Below are 19,070 nucleotides of genomic sequence, written 5' to 3'. Positions count from 1 at the left end.
GGGATTACAGCGCGCCCGCGTACACCCAGCGGCCCTCGAAACGGACGAACCTGCTGTTCTCCTCCATCTCCCCCGGATTGCCGCGTTCGACGTAGTGGGCGCGGAAGCGCACCGTGCCCTCGGTGTGGACGACGCTGCCGCCGGTCGTCTCCAGCACCTCCAGCCGCACCCAGCGCGTCTTCCTGTCCAGGTCGAGCCGGGCCGGGCGGGCGGACGGATGCCAGGTGCGCAGCAGGTAGGCGGCATCCCCCACGCCGAACGCGCTGTATCTGGACCGCATGAGCTGCTCGGCGGTGGCGGCCGCCGCCTCGCCCCGGTGGAGCCTGCCGCAGCAGTCCTGGTAGGAGGTGGGCAGGCCGCACGGGCATGTACGAGGCATGCCCCCTATTGTGCCGGGACCGGCAGCCGGGTCGTGAGCTCGGTCAGCGTGGGGCCGAGCGGGGCGTCCAGGGTGAGCGAGGCGTCGGCGTCGCCGCCGGTCTCCCCCTGGTTGACGATGGCGATGGGGATGCCGAGCGAGGCGGCCTTGGTGACGAACCGCAGCCCCGACCTGACCGTCAACGACGACCCCAGCACCAGCAGCAGGCTCGCGCCCGCCACCAGGGCGAAGCACTCGTCCACGCGGGGCCGGGGGACGTTCTCGCCGAAGAACACCACGTCGGGCTTGAGCACCCCGCCGCACGCCACGCAGTCGACCACCTGGAACCCGGTGACCTGCGCGTCGGTGAGCACGGCGTCGCCGTCGGGGTTGATCCGGGCGGCGGCGGCCTCCCAGGCGGGGTTGGCGGCCCGCAGCCGCCGCTCCAGCTCGGCGCGGGGCGTGCGCTCGCGGCACGACAGGCACACCACCCGGTCGAGCCCGCCGTGCAGCTCGATCACCCGCCGCGCCCCGGCGGCCTGGTGCAGGCCGTCGACGTTCTGGGTGACGATGCCGGTGAGCAGCCCGCGCCGCTCCAGCTCGGCCACCGCCTGATGGCCGGCGTTGGGCCGGGCCTGGCCGATCTCCCGCCAGCCGACGTGGCTGCGCGCCCAGTATCGCTGCCGACGAAGCGCTGGTACGTCATCGGCTCCGCGCGCCGGGAGCGGCCGGTCGGCCCCCGGTAGTCGGGGATGCCGGACTCGGTCGACAGGCCCGCTCCGCTGAGCACCGCCACGCCTCCGCCCGCGACCAGCTCGGCCAGTCGTGTCACTGTCACACCCTCCATGGTGCCTGATCTCCGCGCCCGCCCGTCCCTCGGCCCTGGGGACGGGCGGGCGCGGAGATGGGCACGCTTAGTCGCCCGTGCGTTCCTCGGCCTCGGCGATCCGCTCGGCGCTCCACAGCCGCCGCATCTCCGGGCAGCTCTCCAGCAGCTCGCCGAGCCGCCCGCGCCCCGCGACCCGGCCGCGGTCGAGCACCACGATCTGGTCGGCGCGTTCGAGCGCGGCCTGCCGGTGGGAGACGACCAGCAGGGTGCCGTGGCCGGCGATCCGCTCCCACAGGAGCCGCTCGGTCTCGACGTCGAGCGCGGACGACAGGTCGTCCACGACCAGCAGGTCCGGGTCGCGTACGAGGGCACGGGCCGCGGTGGCCCGCTGCACCTGCCCACCGGACAGCCGCACCCCACGCGGCCCCACCACCGTGTCGAGCCCGTCGGGCATCGCGGCCAGGTCCGGCTCGAACGCGGCCAGCTCCAGCGCCCGCCCGATCTCGGCGTCGGTCGCGGGCCGGCCGAGGAGCAGGTTCTCGCGCAGGGTCTCGGAGAACAGCCTCGGCACCTGGCTCGCGTACGCCGCCCGGCCGGGGACGAGGAACGTGCCCGGGTCGCCGACGGGCACGCCGTTCCACGAGATCGTGCCCTCGTCCAGCGGCAGCAGGCCGAGCAGGGCGCGTACCAGGGTGGTCTTGCCCGAGCCGACCGCGCCCGTCACGACCGTGAACGAGCCGCGCTCGACGCGCAGGTCGATCCCCCGCACCCCGCCAGCGCTCAGCCCGCGAACCTCCAGCACCCGGAGCGGGCCCGGGTGCGGGGGCACGGCCGCGACGGCCGGCGGGTCACGGCGCAGCCAGACGTCGGCGCCGCGCGACAGGTCGCCGGCGCTCTCGTGCGGCGCCATCAGCCGGGTGAGCCGGTCGGTGGCGACCGCGGCCTGCGGCAGGCGGTAGAGGACGGTACCGATCGACCGGGGCAGAGCCGTGAGCCAGCCGACGTAGCTGGTGAACAGCGCGAGGTCGCCCACCGTGAACTCGCCGCCGCGCATCGCGGGGGCGGCCAGGAGCAGGACGAGCCCGATGCTGAGCTCGACGGTCGCGCCGGTCGTGGCGTCCAGCAGGTCGGTGGCCAGGCGGTCCTTGACGGCGGCCGCGCGCCGCCGCCGGTTGTGCTCGCGCAGCCGCTCCAGCGCCGCCTCCTCGGCTCCCGCGGTCTTGATCGCGAGCACGCCGCCGAAGATCTCGCCCACGTACGCCGTGACGGCCGCCCCGAGCGTCCTGGCCCGCTGGTGCAGCCGCCCGATGGTCTGCCGCATGAGCCTGCTCAGCACGCCGACCGCGACCATCGGCAGCACCAGCGCCACCGTGATGACCGGATCGACGGACGCCATGATCGCCAGCGCGGCGACGGCGAAGAGCGTCGTCCCGGCCAGGCTGACGCTCTCGTCGGTGAAGTCGACCGCGTCGGCCACGTCGTCCCGCAGGCGGGCGACGGACTCGCCGGGCGAGTGCGGCAGCCGCGCCGCGGCGGGGCCGCGGGCGGTCAGGACGGAGCGCAGGGTGTTGGCGCGCAGCAGGGTGGCCGCAGCGGCCCACCAGTAGACCCCGTACGTCCACGCGATGACGATCATCAGACCCCGGGCGACCTCCACGCCCACGAACGCCGCGCACAACCACAGCGCCCAGCCCGGGTCGCCGCCGAGCCCGTCGAAGATCCGCTGCAGCACGAGCCCGCTCGCCAGCGGGATCACGTGGACGGGCAGCCAGAGCAGCGCGCCGACGAGGTATCGGCGGAAGTCGAACGTGGCCAGCCTGGTGGCCACCAGCATGACCGGCTTCACCGGCTCACCCCCGCCAGGTCGAGCAGGCGCCCGAACCTGCTGCCGGGGTCGGCGGCGAGGTCGGCGCGGCGGCCGTACTCGACGATCTTGCCGTGGTCGAGCACGGCGATCTTGTCCACGCGCGACAGCGAGGACAGGCGGTGCGCGATGATCACGCCGGTCCGGCCGTCGAGCAGGCGGTCGATGCTCCGCTCGATGCGGCGTTCGGTGGCGGGGTCGAGCCTGCTGGACGCCTCGTCGAGCACGACGAGCCCGGGGTCGGCGAGGAACGCGCGGGCGAACGCGATGAGCTGCGCCTCCCCCGCCGACACCTCGCGCAGCTCGGTGTCGAGCCCGCCGGGCAGTCCGGCCAGCCAGTCGCCCAGCCCGACGCCGTGGAGGACCTCCCGCAGCCGGCCGTCCCCCGGGGAGGGCCGGAAGAGCGTCAGGTTGTCGCGCAGGCTCGCCGCGAAGAGCTGCACGTCCTGCGTGACCACGCCGATCCGCGTTCGCAGGGACGCCTGGTCGGCCTCGCGCAGGTCCAGCCCGCCGACCCGTACGGCGCCCTCGGTCGGGTCGTACAGGCGCAGCGCCAGGCGGGCGAGCGTGGTCTTGCCGCTGCCGGTGCGCCCCACCAGGCCGAGCGTCTCGCCGGGGGCCAGCGTGAGGGTGACGCCCGACAGCACCTGCTCGTCGTCGCCGGGGTAGGCGAAGCCGACGCCGTCCAGGCGCAGGCCGAGCGGGCCGGTCGCGGGCAGGGGCCGGGTGCCCTCGGGGAGCGTGCGCCGCTCGGCCAGCAGGTCCGCGATGCGGGCCAGGCCGGCCAGCGCCGCCTGGTACTGCCTGATCTGGTCGATGAGCCGCTCGAACGGCGTCCGTACCATCAGCGTGTACTGGAAGATCAGCACGGCGGTGCCGACCGTGAGCGTCCCCGACCGCAGCGCCCAGGCGGCGAGCGCGAGCATGATCGCGGTGCCCGCGGCGAACGCCACCGACGTGCCCGCCAGCAGCGTGGTCCCGATGCGCGCGTCCCTGACCTCGGCGCGGTAGAGGGCGGCGCTGACCTGGTGGAAGCGGCGTACGGTGTGCTCGCCGGCGCCGTTGGCCCGCAGGTCCTCGGCTCCGGCCAGCCGCTCCTCCAGCATGCCGAACAGCCGCGCGCTCGCCGCGCGTGACCGGGCGGCGGCCGGGACGGCCAGCCGCTGGGCGCGGGCCATCCCCCACCCGATGAGCAGGCAGTAGACCAGCAGCGCGCAGCCGAGACGCCAGTCGACGCCGAACACGATGATGACCACCCCGGCCAGGAGCAGCACGCTGGCCACGACGTCCATGAGGAACGCGACGACGAAGTCGGCCACGGCCACGACGTCGCCGTCCACGCGTTCGATCATCTCGCCGGGCGTGTGCCGGCCGTGGAAGCCCAGGTCCAGGCCGAGCGCGTGCCGGGCGAGGCGCTCGCGCAGGCGGTTGGTGCCGTCCCAGGCCAGACGGCCGGCCAGCCACGCGGTGACGAGCCGGGCGGCCTGGCCGGCGACGGCCAGCGCCAGGTAGCCGACGGCGATCAGGGTCAGCTGTCTGATGCTCGCGCCGCCGATCGCGTCGTCCACGAAGCGGCGGGTGATCTGCGGAGCCGCCAGCGGGAGCGCGGTGGCGGCGGCTATGGCCGCGACGAGCGCGGCGCTCCGGCGGGGTCCTGGGCGCAGCAGGCGCAGGACGGAGGTGCTATGCGGTGGAATCCGTTGGTCGAATGATCTCGATGACAAACGTCATGCCCTTTGGATAGGAGGTCTCATTGCTCTGGCGGGACATGAACGTTGTCCTCATCGCCGACCTCCTTGATCCGATGGGCTCGCTCCTGGGAGTACAGCAGCCCCGCGCGGGCCGGGGCAACCGGTTTACCCGCTCCCCCTCAGCACCCCGGCCCGCGCCAGCCCGTCGGTCAGCCGCGCGCGGGCGGGGCCCGGGAGGCAGTCGAGGGCGTGCGGGTCGTCGGCGGCCAGCCGGGAGACGGGCACGACCTGGTACGGGTTGAGCCGGAACGACCGCCCCGACCGCAGGCTCACCGCGAACGTCCCGGGCCCGCACCCGTCGGGCCCGGCGCCGCCGGCCACCACCTGCACGCACGGGTCCCATCCGGCAACGGACTCCGCGCCGGCCACGGAACAGGCGGCCAGGCGCCCCGGCGGCAGCCCGGGAAGCCGCTCCAGCCACTCCTTGATCATGCGGGTGACCTCGTAGGCCCTCATCGTGTCGGGCGCGTCGAACTCCACCCACCTGACCAGGTCGTCCCCGGCCCTCGGCGGGAACCGCACGCTCTGCCCGGCCCACTCCGAGCGGATCGCCATCCGGTACGGCCGCAGCCCGGCCAGCCGGACCCCGCCGGCGCCCGCCGCCAGCAGCTCGACGGACTCCCCCGCGGCGCCCGCGGCCACGCCTGGCGCGCCCAGCACCAGCTCGCACGCCACTGCCACGCCCGGCGGGATCGCGGCCAGCAGCCGCCGCAGGTTGACGGTCCACCCGTTCAGGCCGGTCACGGCGGCCAGGAAGTCGATCCGCGTCACGGCGATCGTCAGGCCGCGGCAGCGGGCCAGGACGTCCCTGGGGAAGGCGGCCACCCGCTCCGCGTCGAGCCATCCGGCCCACGGCCCGCCCGCGGGCGGACGGCACGCCCCGGTCACCCAGCGCACCTGCTTCCCCGGCCGGGTGTCCGAGGCGTCCCGCGACCGTGCCCCCTCGACGGGCCCGGCGTCAGTGTCCTTCCCTTTGCCGGCGCGCCACAAGGGGCGGATCACCCGTTCGGGCGACCACGCCGAGAACTCGACCCCGGCCAGCTCCGGCACGCGCCGCAGCGCCGTGCCGTGCTCGGCCACGAGCCGCCCGCACAGCGTCACCCGCCCCGCTCCCAGCGCTCCCACCAGCGCGAACGCCGCGGGAAGCTGCCGGGCGCCGTCCAGGGCGACGTGCGCCCGCCGCCCGCCGGCGACCTGCGCGGCCAGCTCGACCTCGGGCCGGAACACCTCGCACCGCCCGGCCGCGCCGAGCACGTCCCTGCTGCTCTGCATGCTGCCCTCGGCCAGCTCCAGGTCGTCGATGCTGAGCCGGACCGCGGGGTCGGCCGCCAGCCGCAGCGCGGTGCCCACCGCTCTGAGGCGGGCGTCGTCGAACGCCTGCCGTTCCAGGACGGCCGCCGCCGCCCGCTCGAGCAGCGCCGCGAGCGGCCCGCCGTCGAGCCGTTCGGCGGCGGCCCGCAGCCGGGACGGGTCGGCGAGGCGTTCCACGACGTGTTCGTTGAGGTCGAGCACCTCGGCTCCGGGGGGCGGCACGACCTCGGTGGTGAAGTCGGTGAGCGGCGGGACGACGAGCAGCTCCATCAGCGACAATCCCCCTGCCACGGGTACGGATGCGCCGCCCGCGCGCCCGGGGCCACCGGGTCGGCCACCCGCGAGCACGAGTCCGCGCGCACGTCCGCCGGTCCCGGATAGCGGGCAGCCGCCCGCGAACGCGTCGCCGGAGCCGGGGAGCAGGTGTCGGTCACCTCCGGCTTCGGCCGGGACGCCGGGGAGCACGTGTCAGCCGTCTCCGGCTTCGGCCGGGACGCCGGGCTGCCGCCGGCCGGGCGCAGGTAGACGCAGCGGAGCTCGGCGGCGAACCGGAGCCCGCCGTCGCGCAGCCAGCACTCCTCCGGCCCCGGCAGGGTCTCCGTCAGCGTGAGCCGCTCGGCCGTGGCCGCCAGCCGGCCCAGCCCCTCGACGAGCGCGGGCGAGCGGGTGTCCACGTGGATCGGCCGGCGTTCGCGGGGGGACGCGGCGAAGAACGTCACGGGCAGGTCGTGCGTCTCCCGCAGCCGCGCCATCGCGACCAGCAGCTCGCGATCCCCGACCGCCTGCCCGAGCGCCTCGAACGACGCCCGGCCCACGCGCCACGCGCGCCGCGAGATGACCACGTTGTCCCAGGTCAGCCGGGGCACCCGGGAGAGGTGCCGCAGGTCCGGCCGGCGAACCCTGGGCAGGGCGAGCGCCGTGTGCAGCGCCGTGTCGTCGTGCTCGCCGTTGTGCAGCAGCAGCGGCCCGTCCACCCCCTTGGCCCGCAGGACGGCCCGGTGCCCGTCGCTGTGCACGTACAGCTCGTCGAGCCCGATCCGGCGCCGCCCGCCGTCGGCCGTCACGCCGCCCAGCTCCAGCACCGGCCCGGGGAACTCCAGCGGCGGCCGGCCGGTGGCGCGGCGCGAGATGACGTTGAGCGCGGTGTGGCCGCCGAGCGCCCGCACGATCGCCGCGTCCCGCTCGGCGACGAGCGCGGCGCCGTCGGGGTGGAACTGCAGGGCCCACGGCGTCAGCAGCGCGACGTCGTGGAGGTCGCCGAGGATCAGCGGGGTCAGCCCTGGCTCGTACGCCTCCAGCGACGGCGCGGCCACCATCACGTCGGCCGAGCAGAGCACGGGCGCGGCCGGCGGCTCGGGGTCGTCCAGCAGGCCCGCGAGGTCGACGGTGGCGGCGCCGGGCGGGGCGGCGCGCACGATCGCGGCGATCCGCTCGGCGAAGCGGTCGCCGTGGCGGATCTCCAGGCCGCCGGCCGCCCCCAGCACCTCGGCCAGCCCGAACGTGCCCGCGCCGAGCCGGCCCGCGAGTAGCCGGTTGGTGCGCTGCCTGGTCAGCTCGGCGTCGGCGGCGAGCAGGTCGAGCACCTGGGGCACGCGGCCTTCCAGGTCGGCCGTCAGCCCTTCGCCGACGGTCACCCGGAGGGTGCCGGCCGCGGCCTCGTGCACGACCACGCGGTCGTCGCCGGGCCGGTCGTCGTGCGCGCGCCCGCTGCCGGCCAGCGTCTCGACCCGCCGCTGGAGGGCCAGCTTCACGTCGGGAGAGGCGGCGGGATACTGGGCGAGCAGCTCGGTGATCTCCCGCACGCGCCGCCCCACCGACAGGTCACCACCCGAACGGTGGGCGTCCGGACGGGGGGCGTCCGGACGGGGAGCCTCCGAGCGGGGAGCGTCTGGGCGATGGGCGTCCGAGCGCAGGGCGTCCGAGCGCGGGACATCCGAGCGCGGGACGTCCCGGCGGTGGGCGTCCGGGCGGGGGGTTTCGGCGGGGAGGCGTTCGCGTAGCCAGGACAGCGGGTCGGCGACCGTGGCCGGCGGGCAGAGGTCGTGGGTGAGCAGCCCGCGGCGCACCGCCACCGCCAGGGCCGCCGCGGCCTGCTCCAGCTCCGTCCCCGACTCGGCGGCGATCTCGGCCAGCGTCCGGCTCCCGTCGCACAGCGCGACGAACGGCGCCGCGTCGGGCACGGCGTCCGGCACGGCGCCCGTCCAGGTCCGGCGGCGCGGCACCAGCCCCGCCACGAGCACGGGGTCGGCCAGGACGCGCCGCTGGAGCGACTCGCCCACCCAGTCGGCCGGGTACGCGACCCGCCGCGGCCGCTCCCGGTGGCCCGACCAGGTGTGGCCGCCGGCCGCCGCGGGCTCGACGCGGCCGTGGCCGAGCGGCCCGAAGCAGCACGTGGCGCAGAGCCCCTGCAGGACCGAGCCGACCAGGCGCCGCAGCCGGCCGCCCTTGGCGACGCCGCGCCGCAGGTCGCGGTAGAGGCCGGGCGCCGAACGCACGAGGGCGTCGAGGAAGCGCTCGTCGGCCGCGATCCCGGCCACGGCCGCGCGGGCGAGCGCCGCGTCGGCGGCCGTCGTGCCCGCCAGGGCGAGCCGGGCGTCCTCCAGCGACCCGGTCACCTCGTTCCAGGCGGCGAGCCAGCCGGCGGGCGCGGGCGTGCCGCCCGGGAGCGGGCGCAGGTCACGCAGGCGGCTGCGCAGACCACGCGGCAGCCGCCCGCTGCCCGTCCCGCGTGCGGAACGGGCGTCCCCGCCTACGGCGCTGCGGGCCGGACGGGGGTCCTCGGCCGAGGCGCGGCGGGCCGGGGCCTCGGCAGGGGCACGGCGGGCCGGACCCTCGGCCGGGTTCTCGGCCGGGTTCTCGGCCGGGGCTCGGTGGGCCGGGGCCTCGGCGAGCAGGTCGAGCGCCCGCCGCTCCAGCCGGACGACCTCGGCGGCCGCCGCCGCGGCCCGCGGGTAGGCCAGGGATCGGACGAGCTCCCAGGCGAAGCCCGCGCTCCGGACGGTCACGGCCGGCAGCAAAGTCCAGTCCTGCTCGCTCACACGGCCACCCCTTCTCGCGCGGAATTACACCCGGCACGTCTTAACTCAAAATGCTTACAAGATCATCTTTGCTTGTCAATGAGACCGTCGATGAGAAATCAATAAGCAGACCATGAGGGCCCAACCACCGACACCTGCAAATCCCGCCATAAGATGCAGAGTCGTTTACTTCTGGTTTTCATCCCCTTATCCGCCCTGTACAGAGGCCAGATCCGGGTGCGACAGCCCGAATTCGGCCGCTCATTTCACGGTTTTCTTCCGTACGTTCGAGAAAACCGCCGTTACGCCGTTCCATGACGGGGGATGAAGGACTCGTGACGGATGGCGGGCGACGCAAAGAGCCGAATCTCTCGACACCGGCGTTCGTCGCCGGGCTCGTCGTCATCACCGCGGTGGTGGCCGCGCTCGACATCCTCTCGGGCACGGCGGTGCGGCTGTTCCCGCTGCTGATCTTCCTCCCGGCGATCGTGGCCGGGCTGGGCACCGTGCGGCAGACGGTCGTCGCGTCGCTGTGGGTGGTCCTGGCGGCGGGAGGGATCACCACGTACCTGGGCGGCGAGCTGGACGACAACCTGCTGGCCGCCGGGTTCACGGCCGTGTTCGGCGCGCTGAGCGTCTTCGGCTGCGCCTACCGGGTGCGGCGCGAGGAGGAGGTGCACCGGCTGCGCTCGGCGGCGGCCGCCCTCCAGCAGCTGATCGTGCGCCCGCTGCCGCTGCGCACCGCCGACGTCGTCATCGACGGCCTCTACCAGCCGGTGGAGGAGGACACGATGGTGGGCGGCGACATGTACGAGGTCGCCGTCTCCCACCACGGCACCCGGGTGCTCATCGCCGACGTGCAGGGCAAGGGGCTGCCCGCCATCGGAACCGCGCTGGCCGTGCTGGGCTCGTTCAGGGAGGCGGCCTACCGGGAGGAGACGCTGGCCGGGGTCGTCGAGGCGATGGAGAACGCCGTGGCCAGGCAGAACACCTTCGCCGCCACCACCGGGGAGCCCGAGCGCCTGGTCACCGCCCTGGTGCTGGACATCAGCCGGCGGCTGGACGTCGAGGCGGTCAACTGCGGGCACATCGCCCCGTACATGATCCACCGCGGTGACGCGCGGCAGGTCAACCTCGGAGAGCCGTCCGTGCCGCTCGGCGTGGGCACGCTCGCCCCCGGGCCACGCGGCGGCGCGCGGTTCGCGTTCCCGCCCGGCGCGTCGCTGGTGCTGTGCACCGACGGCGTCACCGAGGCCCGCGACCCCCGCGGCGCCTTCTACCCGCTGGAGGAGCGCCTGGAGGGCTGGGCCCCCGACCCTCCCGACCGGCTCGCCCAGGCGCTCGGCGAGGATCTCCGCGCGTTCACCAGGACCGCGCCGCGCGACGACATCGCGATCCTCACGCTACGCCGGTCCGAGTCCTGACCTGCCGGGAGCCGGCTCGCGCACCGTCATGAACCGGTCGCTCCACCCACGCGTACCTACACACATCGGACATGTCCATGGAGGTGTCGTGGAGCTCAGCCTCTTGCGGGCACAGGCTCACAGCCCGTCGTATTTTTCGTTGATGCGTGCCTCGTCAGGAGAGCGCGCGCCGGTTGACTTCTGCATCCCGTGCAACCCATATTTCCCGACCCCGGAGATCTTCGAGCATCTCGGGAGAAACCTGGAGACGATTCTCAAGTTCTATCCGAGCGACGCGGGCACGATCACCGCGGAGCTCTGCGCCACGCTCGGCCTCCACCCGAAGACGGTCGCCATGGGCAACGGGTCGACCGAGTTGATCACCTGGATCGATCACCTGCTGGTGCGCGAGAGCCTCGCGGTGCCCATCCCGACCTTCGGGCGCTGGACCGACCAGCCGCTGGAGACGGGCAAGCGGGTGGACATGTACCCGCTGCTGGAGAGCCGCAACTTCACCCTCGACGTGCAGGACTACGTCTCGTTCATCCGCATGCGCGGCTCCCGGGTCGCGGTGATCTGCAACCCGAACAACCCCGACGGCGGCTACCTGCCCAAGCACGAGGTCCTGCAGCTGCTGGACGAGCTCATCGACCTCGACCTGGTGATCGTGGACGAGTCGTTCGGCGACTTCGTGGACTGCGAGCCGGACGCGGGGCTGGCGGCCGAGGCGGCGGTCCGGCCGAACGTGATCGTGCTGCGCAGCCTGGGCAAGAACTTCGGCCTGCACGGCATCCGGTTCGGCTACATGGTCGCCAACCCGGCGCTGGCCGGGCGGGTGCGCGACGCGCTGCCCAAGTGGAACCTCAACTCGTTCGCCGAGGTCATCGTGTTCATGATGCGGCAGTTCATGGGCGAGTACCGCAACAGCCTCAGGCTGGTGGGCGCGGACAGGCGGGCCATGTTCCAGCAGCTCAGCACCATGCCGGGGCTGTCGGTGTTCGCGTCGCAGGGCAACTTCCTGCTGATCAAGCTGCCGCCCGGCTACGACGGGGTGGGACTGCGCGACCACCTGCTCTCCGAGCACGGCGTGTACGTGCGCGAGTGCGGCAACAAGCTGGGCACGACCAGCCAGTTCATCCGCCTGGTCGTGCGGCCGCAGGACGACGTGCGGCGGCTGCTCATCGGCATGACGCAGTTCCTGTACTCCGGCAGCCTGCACGAGATCCCCGTCATCGGGGTCCACCACCGGCACGTCAACCCGCTGTCGGCCTGAGATTCCGCCCGGGCCCCGGCAGCGCTCCGCCGGGGCCCGGGCGGGCCCCCGCTACTGCCGGTGGAGCCGGTAGCGCTTGGGCAGCTTGAACCCGCGCTCGGCCATGATCTGCCGCAGCCGGTCGGGGTAGTCGGTGATGATGCCGTCCACGCCGTCGTCGATGAGCTTGTTCAGCGTCGGCCCGTCGTCGATCGTCCACGGGATCACCTTGAGGCCGAGGGCGTGCGCCTGGTCGACCATGTCCTTGGTGACGTACGCCTGGTAGCCGGGGTCGGTCACCTTGCCGTTCTGCGGGAACCCGTGCACCGGCGAGAACGCGTCCGCCCCGAACGACTTGACCGCCTTGAGCGGGTCGCCGCCGAAGTCGTCGATGTCGATGCCGCCCAGCCAGGGCGAGGCGCCCGGCTGTCCGGTCTGCAGGAAGTCGCGGTTGGTGAGCGCGACGAGCGGCAGCCGCGGCTCCAGCTCCCGCATCCGCATCAGGGCGCCCCAGTCGAAGCTCTGAATCGTGACCTGCCGCAGCATCCCCGCCTGCCGGATCTCCTGCAGCGTCACCTGGACGAACTGCTCCCTGGGCGCCGTCTCGCTCGGCGCCCCGGCCTCCACCTTGGTCTCGACGTTGAGCTTCACGCCCCACGCCCGGTACCGGCGTACGAGGTCGAACACCTCGCGCAGCATCGTCATCGGCGCCCCGGGCACCGCCCGCTGCCCCGGGAACTCCGCCAGCGTCTGCGACCCGCAGTCCATGGTCCTGACCTGCTGGAGGGTGAGCGTGTTGATGTACTTGCCGACGTACGGGAACTCGGGGTCCCCGGGCACGGCGGGCGCCGTGTCGCGGCACTTCCTGTTGCTGATCCGCCTGTCATGCGTGACGACGGCCTGGCCGTCCTCGGTGATCTGCACGTCGAGCTCCAGCGTGCCTACGCCGAGCTCCAGCGCGTTCGCGAACCCGGGCAGGGTGCTCTCCACCACGAGCCCGAGCCCGCCCCGGTGCGCCTGGAGGTCGAACGTACGCCGCCCGTCGGCGAGCGCCGCCTCGGGCGTGGCCGTCAGGGTCACCGCTGCCGCCGCAAGGACCGCGAGCCATCTCTTCTTGTTCACACGCGACAAGATCTGGCATGACGGGGACGGCCGGGCGTACGCGAGATGAGCGCGGGACGAAGCCTTCGCGATCAGGCGCCCTGCCCACGGCGGGGGGCCAAGCTGCCGACGCGTGGGTCCGAACAGCCTACACTGATCCGTATGCATACTCCCGATTGATCTGGCGTCGCACGCCTCAATCCTCCGTTTCCTAGCTCGGGAGTGTTCCGCCAACATGATCATCGCCAGTGACATAGAGCTGCGCGCGGGCGCGCGGCTGCTTATCGAAAAAGCGTCGTTCCGGGTCAACCCGGGCGACAAGATCGGGCTCGTCGGGCGCAACGGCGCGGGCAAGACGACCCTCACCAAGGTGCTGGCGGGCGAGGGCCTGCCCGCCAGCGGCGCCGTCACCACCAGCGGCAGCGTCGGCTACCTCCCCCAGGACCCGCGCACCGGCGACCTGGAGGTGCTCGCCCGCGACCGCATCCTGTCGGCGCGCGGCCTCGACGAGGTCATGCGCAAGCTGCGCGAGGCCGAGCTCGGCATGTCCTCCGCCGACGACCGCACCCGCGAGAAGGCCGTCAGGAAGTACGGCAGGCTCGAGGACCAGATGCACGTGCTGGGCGGATACGCGGCCGAGTCCGAGGCCGCGTCCATCGCCTCCAGCCTCGGGCTGCCCGATCGCGTGCTGTCACAGCCGTTGCAAACGCTTTCCGGCGGTCAGCGCAGGCGCGTGGAATTGGCGCGAATTCTTTTCAGCGGGGCGGAAACTCTCCTTCTCGACGAGCCGACAAACCACCTAGATGCCGACTCAATCGGGTGGCTTCGTGATTTTTTGCGTTCGCATCAAGGCGGCTTGGTGATCATCAGCCACGACGTCGGTCTTCTTGAAGCGACGGTCAACAAGGTCCTGCATCTGGACGCCAACCGCTCGGTGATCGATCACTACAACGTCGGCTGGAAGGCCTACCTCGCCCAGCGCGAGACCGACGAGAAGCGCAGGAAGCGCGAGCGCGCCAACGCCGAGAAACAAGCAGGTGCGCTGCTCGCGCAGGCCGACAAGATGCGCGCCAAGGCCACCAAGGCCAAGGCCGCGCAGGACATGATGCGGCGTGCGCACCGGTTGCTGTCGGGCACCGAGGAAGAGCGCCAAAGCGACAAAGTGGCGCGGTTGCGCTTCCCCGAGCCGCAGCCGTGCGGGCGCACCCCGCTCACGGCCGAGGGGCTGTCCAAGTCGTACGGCTCGCTGGAGGTCTTCACCGACGTCAGCGTGGCCATCGACCGAGGTCACAGGGTCGTCATCCTCGGTCTGAACGGCGCCGGCAAGACCACGCTGCTGCGGATTCTCGGCAACATCGAGACTCCCGACGCGGGCGAGATCCGGCCCGGCCACGGCCTCAAGGTCGGCTACTACGCCCAGGAGCACGAGACCCTCGACGCCGGCCGCACCCTGCTGGAGAACATGCAGTCGGCCGGGGGCCAGTTCACCGACACCGAGCTGCGCAAGGTGCTCGGCTCGTTCCTCTTCACGGGGGACGACGTCGACAAGCCCGCCGGGGTGCTGTCCGGCGGCGAGAAGACCCGGCTGGCGCTGGCGATCCTCGTGCTGTCGAGCGCCAATGTCCTCCTTCTCGACGAGCCCACGAACAACCTCGACCCGGTCAGCCGCGAGCAGGTTCTCAATGCTCTGAGGTCCTATTCAGGAGCAATCGTCCTAGTCACACATGACGAGGGTGCCGTTGACGCCCTGTCACCGGATAGGGTGATCTTGCTACCGGACGGAACTGAAGACGCATGGAGCGACGAATTTTCCGATCTTGTGGCACTTGCCTGATCTTAATTTGAGTGGGTACGGATCTTTTCCCGTGGAGTAGGTAGCCGATCCCGCTGAAATGACTGATCATGGCGGAGTAACGCTGCGGAAGTCCGGCACTACAGGAGGTACTCGTGGCCGAGACACTGAAGAAGGGCACCCGGGTCACCGGGGCCGACCGGGAAAAACTGGCCGGCGATCTCAAGAAGCGCTACGCCGCGGGCGAGAGCATTCGCGCCCTGGCCGCTTCGACCGGTCGGTCTTACGGGTTCATCCACCGCATCCTGAGCGAGTCCGGCGTGACTCTGCGCGGGCGCGGCGGGGCGACCCGAGGCAAGTCCAAGCGCTGACGGCCGCCTCGGAACGTGCGACCGCAGCCGCCCGTCCCTAGTCAGCCATACCGTCGCGCCCGGGCCAGAACCATGTTCTGTAGGCTCGGGCGCGACGGTCAGCACACTGGGCGCGCACTCCTTGCGCGACCAGGACTGGAGGGAGCGGGCGATGGCGGCAGCACAGGCGCGACAGCGCGGGGGGAATGCGGACGAGGTCTCCGTCACGGCGGAGCACGGAGTTCGTCTCGAGGTGGACGGTGAGATAGCGACGATCACGCTGGACCGGCCGGAAAAGCGGAACGCGCAGACGTTCGCGACATGGTCGGCGCTGGCTCGGATCGGCGAGAGCCTGCCCGAGCAGGTGCGCGTAGTCGTCGTGAAAGGTGAGGGACCGTCCTTCTCGGCAGGGATCGACCTGCGGATGTTCACACCTGAGGGGGTGCCCGGACAGGGCTCGTTCAGCTCGGCGGCCAAGAGCGACGACGCAACCTTCGAGCAGCGCATCAGCCAGGCACAGGCGGGGTTCCTGTGGCTGCGCCGCCCGGAGATCGTTTCCATCGCCGCAGTGCAGGGGTACGCGATCGGTGCGGGGTTCCAACTCGCGCTCTCCTGTGACCTGCGGATCGTGGCCGATGATGTTTCCTTCTGCATGAAAGAGCCCGCACTGGGCCTGGTGCCCGACCTGACGGGGACCAAGCCCCTGGTCGAGCTGGTGGGCCTGGCCAAGGCGATCGACATCTGCCTGACCGCCAGGACCGTGCACGCGGACGAGGCCATGCGCATCGGCCTCGCGGAGAAAGTGGTCGCTCGGGGCGACCTGGATCAAGCCGTACGAGACAAGGTCGCGGAGCTGCTGGCCGTCAACCGGGACGCGGCGATCGCGACGAAGCGACTCCTCCAGGGGGCGCAGGGCCGCTCCCTGGAGGAGCAGTGTGCGGCCGAGCGGGTCGAACAGGCGGCCCGCATCAAGGCCCTCTTCGCCTGACCCATCGGACGGCCGCCCCTCGGAGGCGCGGGGCCTCGCGGGCTCGCCCCGGACGGCCGCCCGCCACCGCTGCCCCATCCGGGCGTCCGAGGCGAACCCAGGACCGCCTGGCGTCCTCATGCTCCCCGAAGGACGGGCGTGGCGACGGCGGCGAGCGCCCTGGTCACGCGGGTGGGCGGTAGGTTGGGAGGGGCGGCGGCGCCGGTGGGTTTCGCGCTGAGCGGACGGGGGAATCGCCGGGCGCGCCGGCGGTGCTCTCTCCCGTGGAGAAGGAGGGATCCCCCGGATGGCGATGATGGGAGGGGGTTTCGGCCCCAACGTTATGGCGTCCCTGCGGCGCGACGGCTCGGTGACCAAGCAGCGGCTGCGGCCCGGCACCGTGCGGCGCATCGCGCGCTACGCCAAGCCGTACAGGACGCACATTGCCGCGTTCCTGCTGCTCGTCGTGGCGGGCGCGGTCATCGTGATCGCCAACCCGCTGCTGATGAAGGCGATCATCGACGACGGCATCCTGGCCAGGCGGCCGGGCGTCGTGGTCGGGCTGGCGGTGACGATCGGCGCGCTGGCGCTGGTGGACGCCGGGCTGACGCTGGTGCAGCGGTGGTTCTCGGCGCGCATCGGCGAAGGGCTGATCTACGACCTGCGCACCGAGGTGTTCGACCACGTGCAGCGCATGCCGGTGGCGTTCTTCATGCGGGCCCAGACCGGCGCGCTGGTCAGCAGGCTCAACACCGACGTGATCGGCGCGCAGCGGGCGCTGACGAGCACGCTGTCGTCGGTGGTCTCCAACGTGGTCAGCCTGGTCCTGGTGCTGGGCGCGATGCTGGCGCTGTCGTGGCAGGTGACGCTGGTCGCGCTGGTGCTGCTGCCGATCTTCATCGTGCCCGCCAAGTTCGTCGGGCGGCGCATGTCGGCGCTGACGCGCGAGCAGATGCAGCTCGACGCCGAGATGAGCTCCGTGACGACCGAGCGGTTCAACGTGGCGGGCGCCATGGTGGCCAAGCTCTACGGCCGCCCGGAGGACGACGCGGAGGTGTTCGGCCGCAGGGCGGCCCGGGTGCGCGACGTGGGCGTGACGGTCGGCATGTACGGCACCGTCTTCCGGGTCGCGCTCGGGCTCGTCGCCGCGCTGGCCACCGCCCTGGTGTACGGCATCGGCGGCGTCCTGTCCGTGTCCGGCGCCTTCGAGCTGGGCACGCTGGTGGCCCTGACCGCCCTGCTGATGCGCCTGTACGGCCCCCTCACGTCCCTGTCTAACGTGCACGTCGACGTGATGACCGCGCTCGTGAGCTTCGACCGCGTCTTCGAGATCCTCGACCTCAAGCCCATGGTGGCCGAGCGGCCCGGCGCCGTGCCGATCCCCGGCGGGCCGGTCACGATCGAGTTCGACGACGTGCGCTTCCGCTACCCGGCCGCCGAGGAGGTCTCGCTGGCCTCGCTGGAGTCGGTCGCCAGGCAGGACAGCGGCCCGTCGTACCCCGTGCTCAAGGGCATCTCGTTCACGGCCGCGCCGGGCCGGCTGGTCGCCCTGGTCGGCCACTCGGGCGCGGGCAAGACGACCATCACGTCACTGGTGTCCCGCCTGTACGACGTCAACGAGGGCGCGGTCCGCATCAACGGGCTCGACGTGCGCGAAGCCACCCTCGACTCCCTGCGCGACACCGTCGGAGTGGTCATGCAGGACGCTCATCTCTTCCATGACACGATCGGGGCCAACCTCCGCTATGCCAGGCCTGAGGCGAGCGACGAGGAGATCTGGGAGGCTCTCAGGGCCGCGCAGATCGGCGATCTCGTGGAGGGCCTGCCCGAGCAGCTCGACACCGTCGTGGGCGACCGCGGCTACCGGCTGTCGGGCGGCGAGAAGCAGCGCCTGGCGCTGGCCCGGCTGCTGCTCAAGGCGCCGCGCGTGGTCGTGCTCGACGAGGCCACCGCCCACCTCGACTCGGAGTCCGAGGCGGCCGTGCAGGTGGCGCTGAAGACCGCGCTGGAGGGCCGCACCTCGCTGGTGATCGCGCACCGGCTCTCGACGATCAGGGAGGCCGACGAGATCCTGGTGATCCACGAGGGCCGCATCGCCGAGCGGGGCCGCCACGAGGAGCTGCTGGAGCGCGGCGGGCTCTACGCCGAGCTCTACCGCACCCAGTTCACCTCTTCAGGTAGCCCAGGCGGTTGAGCTCCTCCCTGGCCACCTTCTCCACCAGCTCCAGATCGGGTCCCCGGAGCTTGGCGCGCCAGGCGCCGACCTTGGGGACGCCGGTGTCGTACAGGACGACCTTGGACACCCGCGTCTCCAGGAACTCCGCGAGCGTGGCGACCGACGGCGCCGGCTTGTGCACCAGGTCCTCGTAGCGCAGCGTCAGGAGCTGCCCCTCGGGCAGCGTCCTGCGCAGCTCGGCGCTCATGCGCACGGCGCTGCGCCAGCGCAGGGCGCTCTTGCCCGCCGCCGGCATGCCCTTCCAGCGTTCGAGGTGCTCGTCCTTGTTGACGCCCAGGAACGGATTGGGGAACTCGGTCTGCTCCGTCAGCATGGCCGGCTTGAACCAGGCCAGGCACGCGGGGTCGTCGAGCATGCCGGCCACCACGTCCCTGCCGTCGCGGATGAGCTGCACGAACCGCGCGTCGGGGAACGCCTGGAGCAGCACCGGGGCGCTGTAGAGCAGATCGGGGCTGCCGTCGCCGAACCTGGTGATGTCGCCGGCCGAGACACAGGGACCGGTCCCTGTGACGCCGCCCGCCTCGCGGCACGACACGGCGCACTGGCCGCACGACCGGGGCAGCACCTGCCACGACTCGGCGAGCGCGTCGCGCATGACGCGCACGGCGCCGGAGGTCTGGCCGATGGACGGCTTGCGGGCGAAGGCGTACACCACGTGCGCCACACTCGCGCGGCCCATGGTCACATGGAAGCCGGGGGATCGTTTCAGGGCGCGGGCCAGCAGGTCCGTACCGGAATGCGGCGCTCCGATCAGGAAGACCGGCCGGCGGACCTTGATGCCGTTGACCACGAGGATGTGGGGCGGAAGTCGCATACGAGAGGTAAGTGTGACACCGTTT

At 72.6% G+C, this 19,070-nt stretch carries 14 protein-coding genes; 6 read left to right on the top strand and 8 right to left on the bottom strand.

Annotated elements, in window-relative coordinates:
• Nucleotides 1-4: 4 nt before the first annotated feature.
• The 6 genes from ACIHFD_RS42615 to ACIHFD_RS42590 form a co-directional block, all read right to left on the bottom strand.
• Nucleotides 5-379, bottom strand: coding sequence for a YchJ family protein (locus ACIHFD_RS42615; RefSeq protein WP_397371767.1), 375 nt, complete (start codon nucleotides 377-379; stop codon nucleotides 5-7).
• Nucleotides 380-384: 5 nt separating this feature from the next.
• Nucleotides 385-1,002, bottom strand: a complete 618-nt coding sequence (locus tag ACIHFD_RS42610) for a Sir2 family NAD-dependent protein deacetylase (protein WP_397371781.1) — start codon at nucleotides 1,000-1,002, stop codon at nucleotides 385-387.
• A gap of 270 nt (nucleotides 1,003-1,272) precedes the next feature.
• Complete coding sequence (locus tag ACIHFD_RS42605) at nucleotides 1,273-3,033, bottom strand: ABC transporter ATP-binding protein (protein WP_397371766.1); 1,761 nt, start codon at nucleotides 3,031-3,033, stop codon at nucleotides 1,273-1,275.
• The gene (locus tag ACIHFD_RS42600) at nucleotides 3,030-4,775 is read right to left on the bottom strand and encodes an ABC transporter ATP-binding protein (RefSeq protein WP_397371765.1); all 1,746 of its coding nucleotides are present in this window, start codon (nucleotides 4,773-4,775) and stop codon (nucleotides 3,030-3,032) included. The genes ACIHFD_RS42605 and ACIHFD_RS42600 overlap by 4 nt, the downstream gene beginning before the upstream one ends.
• A gap of 132 nt (nucleotides 4,776-4,907) precedes the next feature.
• Nucleotides 4,908-6,383, bottom strand: a complete 1,476-nt coding sequence (locus ACIHFD_RS42595) for a hypothetical protein (RefSeq protein WP_397371764.1) — start codon at nucleotides 6,381-6,383, stop codon at nucleotides 4,908-4,910.
• Nucleotides 6,383-9,151 carry a hypothetical protein gene (locus tag ACIHFD_RS42590; RefSeq protein ID WP_397371763.1) on the bottom strand — a complete coding sequence of 923 codons (2,769 nt, stop codon included), beginning with the start codon at nucleotides 9,149-9,151 and terminating at the stop codon, nucleotides 6,383-6,385. The genes ACIHFD_RS42595 and ACIHFD_RS42590 overlap by 1 nt, the downstream gene beginning before the upstream one ends.
• Nucleotides 9,152-9,465: 314 nt before the next feature.
• Here ACIHFD_RS42590 and ACIHFD_RS42585 point away from each other — a divergent pair, with 314 nt between their 5' ends.
• A complete protein-coding gene (locus ACIHFD_RS42585) occupies nucleotides 9,466-10,554 on the top strand; it encodes a PP2C family protein-serine/threonine phosphatase (protein ID WP_397371762.1) in 1,089 nt (362 codons plus the stop codon).
• 142 nt (nucleotides 10,555-10,696) lie between these two features.
• A complete protein-coding gene (locus ACIHFD_RS42580) occupies nucleotides 10,697-11,806 on the top strand; it encodes a pyridoxal phosphate-dependent aminotransferase (protein ID WP_397371761.1) in 1,110 nt (369 codons plus the stop codon).
• A 51-nt stretch (nucleotides 11,807-11,857) separates the two neighbouring features.
• Here ACIHFD_RS42580 and ACIHFD_RS42575 read toward each other — a convergent pair whose 3' ends face one another.
• The gene (locus ACIHFD_RS42575) at nucleotides 11,858-12,907 is read right to left on the bottom strand and encodes a glycerophosphodiester phosphodiesterase family protein (protein ID WP_397371760.1); all 1,050 of its coding nucleotides are present in this window, start codon (nucleotides 12,905-12,907) and stop codon (nucleotides 11,858-11,860) included.
• Nucleotides 12,908-13,121: 214 nt separating this feature from the next.
• Here ACIHFD_RS42575 and ACIHFD_RS42570 point away from each other — a divergent pair, with 214 nt between their 5' ends.
• From ACIHFD_RS42570 to ACIHFD_RS42555, 4 genes are all read left to right on the top strand, one after another.
• On the top strand, nucleotides 13,122-14,720 hold the full coding sequence (locus ACIHFD_RS42570; protein WP_397371759.1) for an ABC-F family ATP-binding cassette domain-containing protein: 1,599 nt from the start codon (nucleotides 13,122-13,124) through the stop codon (nucleotides 14,718-14,720).
• Between the two features lie 113 nt (nucleotides 14,721-14,833).
• A complete protein-coding gene (locus ACIHFD_RS42565; protein WP_020547488.1) occupies nucleotides 14,834-15,049 on the top strand; it encodes a helix-turn-helix domain-containing protein in 216 nt (71 codons plus the stop codon).
• A gap of 151 nt (nucleotides 15,050-15,200) precedes the next feature.
• Nucleotides 15,201-16,016 (top strand): enoyl-CoA hydratase/isomerase family protein, encoded by an 816-nt coding sequence (locus ACIHFD_RS42560; RefSeq protein ID WP_397371758.1) that lies wholly within the window; start codon nucleotides 15,201-15,203, stop codon nucleotides 16,014-16,016.
• Between the two features lie 286 nt (nucleotides 16,017-16,302).
• Complete coding sequence (locus tag ACIHFD_RS42555) at nucleotides 16,303-18,189, top strand: ABC transporter ATP-binding protein (RefSeq protein WP_397371757.1); 1,887 nt, start codon at nucleotides 16,303-16,305, stop codon at nucleotides 18,187-18,189.
• Here the strand turns inward: ACIHFD_RS42555 and ACIHFD_RS42550 are convergent.
• A complete protein-coding gene (locus ACIHFD_RS42550; protein ID WP_397371756.1) occupies nucleotides 18,161-19,045 on the bottom strand; it encodes a sulfotransferase family protein in 885 nt (294 codons plus the stop codon). The genes ACIHFD_RS42555 and ACIHFD_RS42550 overlap by 29 nt on opposite strands.
• Between the last annotated feature and the right edge of the window lie 25 nt (nucleotides 19,046-19,070).

The organism is Nonomuraea sp. NPDC051941 (assembly GCF_044593615.1).
Note: the sequence above shows the minus strand (reverse complement) of the source record. Positions and strands in the feature narration are given on the sequence as shown.